Origin of the sequence: Paraburkholderia sp. RL18-101-BIB-B, assembly GCF_046026985.1 — a bacterium.
In the GTDB taxonomy this organism is placed as follows: domain Bacteria; phylum Pseudomonadota; class Gammaproteobacteria; order Burkholderiales; family Burkholderiaceae; genus Paraburkholderia.
On the sequence record NZ_JARESV010000005.1, the window covers coordinates 217,318 to 228,761 of the forward strand.

Annotated in this window: 4 protein-coding genes; all 4 read left to right on the forward strand. The window is 64.4% G+C overall.

What is annotated here, in order from left to right; genetic code table 11:
- The first annotated feature begins 2 nt into the window (after positions 1-2).
- The 4 genes from P0D73_RS11650 to glgX all read left to right on the forward strand — a co-directional run bounded on the left by P0D73_RS11650 (position 3) and on the right by glgX (position 11,434).
- Positions 3-3,443 carry an alpha-1,4-glucan--maltose-1-phosphate maltosyltransferase gene (locus P0D73_RS11650; RefSeq protein WP_408431422.1) on the forward strand — a complete coding sequence of 1,147 codons (3,441 nt, stop codon included), beginning with the start codon at positions 3-5 and terminating at the stop codon, positions 3,441-3,443.
- Positions 3,440-6,904, forward strand: coding sequence for a maltose alpha-D-glucosyltransferase (treS, locus tag P0D73_RS11655; protein ID WP_408431424.1), 3,465 nt, complete (start codon positions 3,440-3,442; stop codon positions 6,902-6,904). The genes P0D73_RS11650 and treS overlap by 4 nt, the downstream gene beginning before the upstream one ends.
- Positions 6,897-9,107 carry a 1,4-alpha-glucan branching protein GlgB gene (glgB, locus tag P0D73_RS11660; RefSeq protein WP_132383666.1) on the forward strand — a complete coding sequence of 737 codons (2,211 nt, stop codon included), beginning with the start codon at positions 6,897-6,899 and terminating at the stop codon, positions 9,105-9,107. The genes treS and glgB overlap by 8 nt, the downstream gene beginning before the upstream one ends.
- Before the next feature lie 107 nt (positions 9,108-9,214).
- A complete protein-coding gene (glgX, locus tag P0D73_RS11665) occupies positions 9,215-11,434 on the forward strand; it encodes a glycogen debranching protein GlgX (protein ID WP_132383664.1) in 2,220 nt (739 codons plus the stop codon).
- Positions 11,435-11,444 lie beyond the last annotated feature (10 nt).

An 11,444-nucleotide genomic window follows, 5' to 3' on the forward strand; every position in this document is an offset into this window, starting at 1 on the left:
CGATGGAACCTCGAAACGGGTACGCGCCGCGGATTTACTTTTTTCATTCACTTCTGGTTGGGCCGCTCGATGCATGGCCTGCGCAGTTCGCGCATGCAGCCGCGCTGGGCTTCGATCACGCGCTGATCGGCAGCCTCTTCGCGCCTGGACGAGCCGGCCACGGACAGGTGGTCGGCAACCACGCCCGCCTGCATCCGGTATTCGAGACCCAGCAGCCCGCCAGCGAGGCGATACGCACGCTCGCGAGCGCCGCCAGTCAGAACGGCCTGACCTTGCTGGTCGATCTGGTGATCGACCGGATGGCCGCCGATGGCGCGCTGTACGCCGAACATGCCGACTGGTTCCACCCATTCGAGTCTGAAGAGGCGCGGCTCGACCCCCGCCACGTGCATCGCGAGGACAACGTCGCGTATGCCAACTTCAACGACGCCGGCAGCAGCGCCGCGTTAGTCGGCTGGTGGACGCAGCAGTTGCTGGCGCTCGCCGAGGCGGGCGTGGGCGGCTTCCGGTTCGATTCGCCGCATCGCGTGCCGGCCGCCGTCTGGCGGCAATTGGGCGACGCGGTCCGCGCGCAGCATCCCGAGGTGCGTTTTCTCGCCGCCACGCCCGGCCTCGCTCGCGGCGATCTGCTCGGCCTGCAAGGCGCCGGCTTCGACAGCGTGTTCTCGTCGGTGCGCTGGTGGGACTTTCGCGCAAGCTGGATGGTCGAGGAACATGCCGCGCTCGCGTGCATCGGCGCGCCGATCGCGTTTCCCGAAGCGCCTTACGGTACCCGCCTCGCCGCCGAGTTGAGCGATTCGCACGACGCCGCCATCGTCGAGCGGGCCTACCGGCGCGCGTTGTTCACGTCGGCCGCCATCGGTACGGGCTGGATGATGCCAATGGGTTTCGAATACGGCATCACCGAGCCGATGTCGCAAACGCGCGGCGATGCTTCGCAGTTCGCCCTCGCGGTCCAGGCGAAGCATTTCGATCTCTCGGAACGCATCACGCACGCCAACCAGGTGTCGCGCAATACGAAGACGCTGCACGCCAACGGTGAATTGCGCCCGCTCAGCGGGCCCGGCGCACCCGCGGCGGTGTTGCTGCGCGCCGACCAGCCCGACCTGCGCGAGGCCGACGAAGCGATTTTGATCGCGATCAATCCCGAACTCGGCGCACCGGTACGCGTCGACCCCGCGCGCTTCCTGGCGGGCGTGCCGGGCAACTTCACACGCTTCGTGCCGCTCGATGCGCCCGCCAGCGCCTCACCCGTTACGCTGACATCGTTCACGCTCGCGCCCGGCGCGGTCGGACTGTTCCGCGCGGTCACGGAGAAGCCGATCCGTCTCGCGCCACCCATCGACAAGGCGAACAGCAAGCGCAGCGGCCGCAAGACCGTGATCGAGGCGCTAAGCGCGCCGCGCGTGGCGATCGAGAGCGTGACGCCTTCGGTCGACAACGGCCGCTTCGCGGCCAAGCGCAGCGTGGGCGAACGCGCCGAAATCACCGCCGCGATCTTCGCCGAAGGTCACGACAAGATCGCCGCCGCCGTGATCTGGCGCGCCGCCGACGAAACCGCCTGGCACGAAGTGTTGATGGAACCGGCCCAACCCGCCGGCCTCGACATCTGGAAGGCGCGCATTCCGCTCGAACGCCTCGGCCGGCACGAATTCACCGTGATCGCCTGGCGCGACGACTTCGCTTCGCTGGTCGAGCACGTCCAGAAGAAGCTGAAGGCGGGACAGACCGTCGAACTCGAACTGGACGAGGCGTCGCATCTGTTCGCACTGGTGCTCGCCGAGGTCGAAACCGCGGAAGGCGCGGTCACCGAACCGCTCGAACATATCGTCAAGGTGTTCACCAAGGCCGACCCGGAAACCAAGCTCGCGCTGCTGCTCGCGCCGACCACCGCGAAAGCGATGACCGCCGCGCGCCACCGGCCGTTCCTGAGCCGCGATCCGGTCATCTACAAGATCGACGCCGACCGCACCGCCGCGCGCTTCGCCAGCTGGTACGAAATCTTCCCGCGGTCGATGAGCGACGACGAATCGCGCCACGGCACCTTCGCCGATGTCACGACGAAGCTGCCGCGCATTCGCGACATGGGCTTCGACGTGCTGTATTTCCCGCCGATTCACCCCATCGGCGTGGCGAATCGCAAAGGCCGCAATAACACGCTGAACGCGCAGCCGGGCGACGTCGGCAGTCCGTATGCGATCGGCGGGGTCGAAGGCGGGCACACAGCCGTGCATCCGCAACTCGGCACGCTCGACGACTTCAAGACGATGCTTGCCGCCGCGCACGCGCATGGCCTCGAAATCGCGCTCGACTTCGCGGTGCAATGCTCGCCGGATCACCCGTGGCTCAAGGAGCATCCGACGTGGTTCGCGTGGCGCCCCGACGGCACGCTGCGCTACGCGGAGAATCCGCCGAAGAAGTATCAGGACATCGTCAATCCCGACTTCTATGCGCACGACGCCAAGCCCGATTTATGGCTCGCGCTGCGCGACGTGTTCCTGTTCTGGATCGAAGCGGGCGTGCACATTTTCCGCATCGACAATCCGCACACCAAGCCGCTGCCGTTCTGGGAGTGGGTGATCGGCGACGTGCGGGCGCGCTATCCCGACACGATCTTCCTCGCCGAAGCCTTCACCCGGCCGCGCATGATGAACCGGCTCGGCAAGATCGGCTTCTCGCAGTCGTACACGTACTTCACGTGGCGGGAATCCAAGCGCGACTTCATCGAGTACATGACCGAACTCACGCAAACCGGCGCGCGTGATTCGTACCGGCCGAACTTCTTCGTCAATACGCCGGATATCAACCCACGGCACCTGCAATCGCAAGGGCGCACGGGCTTTCTGATTCGCGCCGCGCTCGCCTCGACGCTGGCCGGTTTGTGGGGCGTGTACAGCGGTTTCGAGCTATGCGAGGCCGCCGCGCTGCCGAACAGCGAGGAATATCTCGACTCCGAGAAGTACCAGTTGCGCGCGTGGGACTGGAACCGGCCCGGCAACATCGTCGGCGAGATCACTGCGCTGAACCGGATTCGCCGTGCGAACCCGGCGCTGCAAACGCATCTCGGACTGACGTTCCTGCCCGCGCACAACGATCACATCCTATTCTTCGAGAAGGCGACCGAATCGCGCGACAACGTGATCCTCGTCGCGATCAATCTCGACCCGTTCAACGAACAGGGCGCGGATATCGAATTGTCGTGGGAGACTTTCCAGAAATGGAATCTGCACGACCACGGCCCGCTGGAAGTCACCGACCAGATGACCGGCGCGCGCTTCGAATGGCACGGCCGCTGGCAGCACGTCCAGCTCGGGTCGGGCCAGCCGTTCTCGATCTGGCGCATCGCGCCGCTCGGCGGCCTGCCCGCCGAACGGCCGGATGAAGCCGACAGCGACTATCACGCAGACGCTGGCAACCCAACCTCAACGGAAGGTGCGACATGAAGCGTGACGACCCGGCTCAAAGCACGACACAGTCACCGGTGGGCAATGCCCCTGGCAACACGGCCAAGCCGCGCACGAATCGGCGCGGCAAACCGGCGGCCTTGAGCGACGATCCGCTCTGGTACAAAGACGCGATCATTTATCAGGTGCACATCAAGTCGTTCTTCGATGCGAACAACGACGGCGTCGGCGATTTTCCCGGGCTGATCGCGAAGCTCGACTACATTGCCGAGCTCGGTGTGAACGCGATCTGGCTGCTGCCGTTTTATCCATCGCCGCGGCGCGACGACGGCTACGACATCGCCGACTACCGCAACGTGCACCCCGACTACGGTCAGATCGCCGACGTGAAGCGCTTCATTCAGGAAGCACACGCACGCGGCATTCGCGTGATCACAGAACTGGTGATCAACCACACGTCGGATCAGCACCCCTGGTTTCAGCGCGCGCGCCGCGCGAAGCCGGGTTCGAATCACCGCAACTACTACGTGTGGTCCAACACCGATCAGAAATACCAGGAAACGCGGATCATCTTTATCGACTCGGAGCCGTCCAACTGGACGCACGATCCCGTGGCGGGCGCGTATTACTGGCACCGTTTCTACTCGCATCAGCCCGACCTGAATTTCGACAATCCGGCCGTGCTGAAGGAAGTGCTGCAGGTCATGCGCTTCTGGCTCGATATGGGCATCGACGGGCTACGGCTCGACGCGGTGCCATATCTGGTGGAACGTGAGGGCACGAACAACGAGAATCTGCCGGAAACGCACGAGGTGCTCAAGAAGATTCGCGCCACTATCGACGCCGAGTATCCGAACCGGATGCTGCTCGCCGAAGCCAACCAGTGGCCGGAAGACGTGAAGGAATACTTCGGCGATGAAGACGAATGCCACATGGCATTCCACTTTCCGCTGATGCCGCGCATCTACATGTCGATAGCGAGCGAAGACCGCTTCCCGATCACCGACATCATGCGGCAAACGCCGGACCTCGCCGAAACGAACCAGTGGGCGATTTTCCTGCGCAATCACGACGAATTGACGCTGGAGATGGTCACGGATTCCGAGCGTGACTATTTGTGGAACACCTACGCGAGCGATCGCCGCGCGCGGCTGAATCTCGGCATTCGCCGCCGCCTCGCGCCGCTGATGGAGCGCGACCGCCGCCGTATCGAACTGATCAATTCGCTGCTGCTCTCCATGCCGGGCACGCCCGTGATCTATTACGGAGACGAACTGGGCATGGGCGACAACATCCACCTCGGCGATCGCGACGGCGTGCGCACGCCGATGCAGTGGTCGTCGGATCGCAACGGCGGATTTTCGCGCGCCGATCCTGAGCAACTGGTGCTGCCGCCGGTCATGGGCTCACTGTACGGTTTCGACGCAGTGAATGTGGAAGCACAAAGCCGCGACCCGCATTCGCTGCTGAACTGGACCCGGCGCATGCTCGCCACGCGCCGCGCGAAACAGACGTTCGGGCGCGGCACGATCCGTTTCCTGAAGCCGGAAAACCGCAAGATCCTCGCGTATCTGCGCGAAATGCCTGGCGAGCCGCCGATCCTGTGCGTGGCGAATCTGTCGCGCGCGCCGCAAGCGGTGGAGCTCGATCTGTCCGAGTTCAACGGCTCGGTGCCGATCGAAATGACCGCCGATTCCGTGTTCCCCGCCATCGGCCAACTGACGTATCTGTTGACGTTCCCGCCGTACGGCTTCCTGTGGTTCCTGCTGTGTGAGGGCAGCCAGCGTCCGACGTGGGCACAGGCCCATTCGGAGTCGCTGCCGGAATTCGTGACGATCGTGATCCGCGAAGGCCAGGTCGGTCCGACGCCGGAGAACGTACGCCTGCTCGAATCGGAAGTGCTGCCTTCGTGGCTGAGCCGGCGCCGCTGGTTTGCGTCGAAGGATCAGAAGCTCAATGCGGTGCGGCTCGCGGCGTTGACCACGATTCCGCACGGCGGTTTCGCTTTCACCGAAATCGAGGCGGACGTGGGTGGTCACACCGAACGCTACGTGGTGCCGATCGCCATTACGTGGGGCGGCGAAACGACTTTCCCGTTGTTCAAGCAACTGGCCTTCGCGCGCGTGCGGCGCGGCCGCAACGTGGGACATCTGACGGACGCCTTTGCGTTGCCGATCTTCGCGCATGGCGTGATGCGCAAGCTGCGCGAACGCGCCGTGGTGCCGACCGTGCAGAAGAGCGAAATCAAGTTTCTGCCGACTGAGCGTTTCGCCGAACTCGAGGGGCTCGGCGAACGGCCGGAGATCCGCTGGCTCGCGGCGGAACAGAGCAACAGTTCGTTGATCATCGCCGATGCAGTCGTGCTGAAACTGGTGCGCCGCCTCGTGAGCGGCGTCCATCCGGAAGCCGAAATCAGTCGCTACCTGACGCAATTGGGTTACGCGAATACCGCGCCGCTATATGGCGAAGTGGTGCGCGTCGATCCCGAAGGCGTGCCGCATACGCTGTGTATTCTGCAAGGCTATATCGAGAATCAGGGCGACGCGTGGAACTGGTCGCTCGACTATCTGCGCCGCTCCGTGGACGAACTCGCGATCGCCGTCGATACCGAATCGCAATCGGCGTCGGACCGCACCAACGAGGCGATTCTGGTGGAAGGCTACAGCACGTTGGCCGGCATCATTGGCAGACGGCTGGGCGAATTGCACGTGACGCTCGCCTCGCCGACGGACGACCCGGCGTTCGCGCCGGAACCCGCCAGCGCGGAGCAGGTGAAGGCATGGGTGGACGGCACGCAGGCGATGCTCGCCAGCGCGCTCGATCTGCTCGCGCCGCGCATCGAGCAGATGAGCGATCCGGAAACCAAGGCGCTGGCGCAAAGCCTGATCGACCGTCGCAAGGAACTGGTGGCCGTCGTCGACAAGCTGGTTTCCGCCGACGCGGGCGCGCTGCGCATTCGCATTCACGGCGACTTCCACCTCGGCCAGGTGCTGGTCGCGCAAGGCGACGCGTATCTGATCGACTTCGAAGGCGAGCCGGCACGCACGCTCGAAGAACGTCGTCAGAAGTCGAGCCCGCTGCGTGACGTGGCTGGCCTGATGCGCTCGCTGTCGTACGCAAGCGCCGCTGCGCAGTCCACCACGGAGGCCGCGCCGCAACAGACCGCCGATCGCAAGCGCACGCTGTTCGACCGTTTCCGCGCGTATGCCACCGAGACGTTCCTCAGCGAGTACCGCGCGGCTGCCGCGCAAGCGTCGACGCCGCTCGTCGCGCCCGAAGCCGAACAGGCCTTGCTCGATCTGTTCCTGATCGAAAAAGCCGCCTACGAAATCCGTTATGAAGCGGCCAACCGCCCGACGTGGCTCAGCTTGCCGGTACGCGGCCTCGCCGCGCTCGCCAGCCGTTTGCTCGGCGACACCGGCGCACACGGCCACGATTCTTCAACCCAGGCGCCAGGCGCCGCCACGCCGCCTAACCCGGCCGAGGGCGACTATGAGTGAGCATGATCCGGCCGTAGGCCTTCAACCGCTCGAGATCGACGCGCTCGTCGAAGCGCGCCACCCCGATCCTTTCTCACAGCTCGGGCTGCATCAGACGAACGCGGGGCCGGTGGTGCGCGCACTGTTGCCGAACGCCGCGCACGTCAGCGTGATTTCCCGCGCCGACGGTGCGTTGCTCGGCGAGCTCGAACAGTTGCGGCCGGGCCTCTTTGCAGGCCGCGTCACGGCCGCGGCGCCGTACCGTTTGCGCATCGACTGGCATGGCGTGGTGCAGGAAATCGAGGACACATATTCGTTCGGTCCGGTTCTCGGCGACGAGCCGCTCGGCCGGCTCGCCGGCGGCGATCCGTACGCGGTGCTCGAATGCCTCGGCGCCCATCCGATGGAATTCCACGGCGTGCCGGGCGTGCGCTTCGCCGTGTGGGCGCCGAACGCGCGGCGCGTTTCGGTGGTGGGCGACTTCAATGCGTGGGACGGCCGCCGTCATCCGATGCGGCTGCGGCATCAGGCCGGCGTGTGGGAATTGTTCGTGCCGCGCGTCGGTCCAGGCACGCGCTACAAATACGAGCTGCTCTCGCGCGACGGTCATCCGCTGCCCCTGAAGGCCGATCCGTGCGCGATGCAAACGGAAAAGCCGCCGGGCACCGCGTCGATCGTTGCGCATGTCGACGAAATCGAGCAGTTTCCGTGGACCGATCACGAATGGATCCAGTCACGCGCCAGCAAGCAGACGCCGCGTTCGCCAATCTCGATCTACGAAGCGCATGCCGAGTCCTGGCTGCGCGTCGCGGAACAAGGTCAGCGCGGACTCGACTGGGATGAACTCGCGGAGCGGATGATTCCGTACGTGAAAAGCATGGGCTTCACTCACGTGGAGTTCATGCCGATTGCGGAGCATCCGTTCGGCGGATCGTGGGGCTATCAGCCGCTTGGGCAGTTCGCGCCGTCGGCGCGCTTCGGCAAACCCGAACAGTTCGCAAGATTCGTCGACAAGGCGCACGAAGCCGGACTCGGCGTGATTCTCGACTGGGTGCCGGCGCACTTTCCGAACGACGCGCATGGCCTGATCGACTTCGACGGCACGCCGCTCTACGAGCACGCCGATCCGCGCGAAGGCTATCACCAGGATTGGAACACGATGATCTACAACCTCGGCCGCAACGAGGTGAGCGCGTTCCTGGTCGCATCAGGGCTGGCGTGGTTGAAGCGCTATCACGTCGACGGGTTGCGCGTGGATGCGGTCGCATCGATGCTGTACCGCGACTATTCGCGCGCCGCTGGCGAGTGGGTGCCGAACATTTACGGCGGCCGCGAGAACCTCGAATCGATTGCGTTCCTCAAGCGCCTGAATCACGAAGTCGGCTACGTGCCGGGCGCGCCGGGCGCAATCACGATCGCCGAGGAATCGACCGCGTGGCCGGGCGTGACGGCGCGTGTCGAAGACGGTGGCCTCGGTTTCCAGTTCAAGTGGAACATGGGCTGGATGCACGACACGCTGCACTACATGGAAGAAGATCCGGTCTACCGCCAATACCATCACCACATGCTGACGTTCGGCATGGTGTACGCGTATTCGGAGCGCTTCGTGCTGCCGCTCTCGCACGATGAAGTAGTGCACGGCAAGGGGTCGCTGCTCGGCAAGATGCCCGGCGACAGGTGGCAGAAGTTCGCCAACCTGCGCGCGTACTTCGGTTTCATGTGGACGCATCCCGGCAAGAAGCTGCTGTTCATGGGCGGCGAATTCGGCCAGATGGCGGAGTTCGATCACGATACGTCGCCGCATTGGCATCTGCTCGACGATTCGAACCATCACGGCGTGCAGAAGCTGGTGCGCGACCTGAACCGGCTGTACAGCGAAGAGCCCGCGCTGTATCTGCTCGATTGCGAGCCGGGCGGCTTTGAATGGCTGATCGGCGACGACAGCGGCAACAGCGTGTTCGCCTATCGCCGCACCGATGGCGCGGGCCGCGAACTCGTCGTAGTGTGCAATATGACGCCGGTGCCGCGGGTGGGTTACCGGATCGGCATGCCGCGCGGCGGACGCTGGTCGGAAGTGCTCAATACGGACGCCGGCGTGTATGGCGGCTCGAACATGGGCAACGGCGGCGTGATTCACACCGACTCCCAATCGAGCCATGGCTGGCCACATTCCGCTTCACTGACGCTGCCGCCGCTTGCGACGATCGTATTGCGCGCGGATTGATGGAGGTGCTGTGAAGCGAGCGCGCGGCGTGCGAAATCTTCGCGCCGCGCGCTCGTTGCATGAAGACCCACGACAGCGTTCAACAATCAGAACAAGGAAGGGGAATCATGTCGCATGCAATGCCCGACCGGCTTCTGCCCGGTTCGCCGTATCCGCTCGGCGCCAGCTGGGATGGCCTCGGCGTCAACTTTGCGGTGTTTTCGGCGAACGCGCAAAAAATCGAGCTTTGCCTGTTCGATCCGACCGGCCGCAAGGAAATCCGCCGCTTCACACTGCCCGAATGCACCGACGAAGTCTGGCACGGCTACCTGCCCAACGCGCATCCGGGCACCGCTTACGGGTTTCGCGCGCACGGGCCGTATCAGCCGCAGCATGGGCATCGCTTCAACCCGCACAAGCTGCTGCTCGATCCGTACGCGCGCAAACTGGTCGGACAGTTTCGCTGGTCGGATGCGCTGTTCGGTTATCGCGTGCATTCGAATCGCGCTGACCTTTCTATCGACCGGCGCGATTCGGCGCCCGCCATGCCGAAGTGCGTGGTGATCGACGAAGCGTTCGACTGGTCGCACGACAAGCGCCCGAATGTGCCGTGGGGCGAAACCATCGTCTACGAAACGCATGTGCGCGGCGCCTCGATGTTGCGCGCCGATTTGCGTCAGCACGAACGCGGCACGTTCGCGGCGCTGGCTTCGCCGGAGTTCATCGAGCATTTGCTGAAACTCGGCGTGACCGCCGTCGAATTGCTGCCCGTGCATGCGTTTCTCAACGACCGCTTCCTGGTGGAACGCGGGCTGCGCAACTACTGGGGCTACAACACGGCGGCATTTTTCGCACCGGAGCCGTCGTATCTGAGCACGCACCGGCTCGACGAAATGCGCATCGCCGTGCGTCAGTTGCACGCGGCCGGCATCGAAGTGATTCTCGACGTGGTCTACAACCACACCTGCGAAGGCAACGAGATGGGGCCAACGGTGTCGTGGCGCGGCCTCGACAATGCCAGCTACTACCGCCTCATTCCCGGCGACGAGCGTCACCATATCAACGACACAGGCTGCGGCAACACGGTGAATCTGCCGCATCCGCGTGTGCTGCAAATGGTGATGGATTCGCTGCGCTACTGGTCGACCGCTTTCAACATCGACGGCTTCCGTTTCGATCTCGGCGTTACGCTCGGCCGTGAGCAGCACGGTTTCGACCCTGGCTCCGGTTTCTTCGACGCGTTGCGCCAGGACCCGATCCTGTCGCAACGCAAGCTGATTTCCGAGCCTTGGGATATCGGACCGGGCGGTTATCAGCTAGGCAATCATCCGCCGGGTTTTGGCGAATGGAACGACCGTTTCCGCGACACCGTGCGCCGTTTCTGGCGCGGCGACGCCGGTTTGCGGCCCGATCTCGCCGCGCGTCTGACCGGCTCGGCCGATCTGTTCAATCGACGTTTCAGGAAGCCGTGGGCGTCGGTCAATTTCGTCACGTCGCATGACGGTTTTACGTTAGCGGATGTCACCGCTTACGAGCAGAAGCACAACGAAGCCAATCGCGAAGACAACAACGATGGCCACAACGAGAACTGCAGCCGCAACTGGGGCGTGGAAGGCCCGAGCGACGACCCCGCGATTCTCGCCACGCGCAAACGCGTGGCGCGCTCGCTGATCGCCACGCTGCTGATGGCGCTCGGCACGCCGATGGTGCTGGCCGGCGACGAATCGCTGCGCACGCAGAACGGCAACAACAACGCGTACTGCCAGGACAACGAAATTTCATGGCTCGACTGGGAACGCGCTGAATCGCCGGACGGGCAGCAGATGACCGCGTTCGTCGCGCGCGTGATCGCGCTGCGCAAGCAACATCCGCTGTTGCGCGAAACGCGCTTTCTATTCGGCGATCGTGAAGTGTTGCCCGGCCTGTTCGACGTGGGCTGGTTCGACGAGCACGGCGACCCGCTCACCATCGAGGCCTGGCAGGATCCCGAAGGCCGCGCGTTCACGCTGCGGCGCGCGGGTCCAGGCTTAAACGGCGAAACAGAAGTATTGTTGATGATGCTCAACGCCAACGAGGAAACACTGCGTTTTACGCCGCCCGCCCCGCACCTGGAATGGCACGTGCTGTTAGACACTGCTGAGCCGGAGAGCACGCCGCATCGGCTGGCGGTTGGAGAGGTCGAAGTGGCCGCGCATAGCCTCGTGATGCTGGCTGCGCAGCCGGTGGGCGAAGCGGATTGGCAGGCGGGCTGGAAGGCCGGCGCGCAGCACGGACCGCGGCTGTTGACTGCACTTCCGCCCGATCCTGGTGCGCATCCGCCCAGTAGCGATATGTCGCCGACTACTTAGGGGTAGCGGC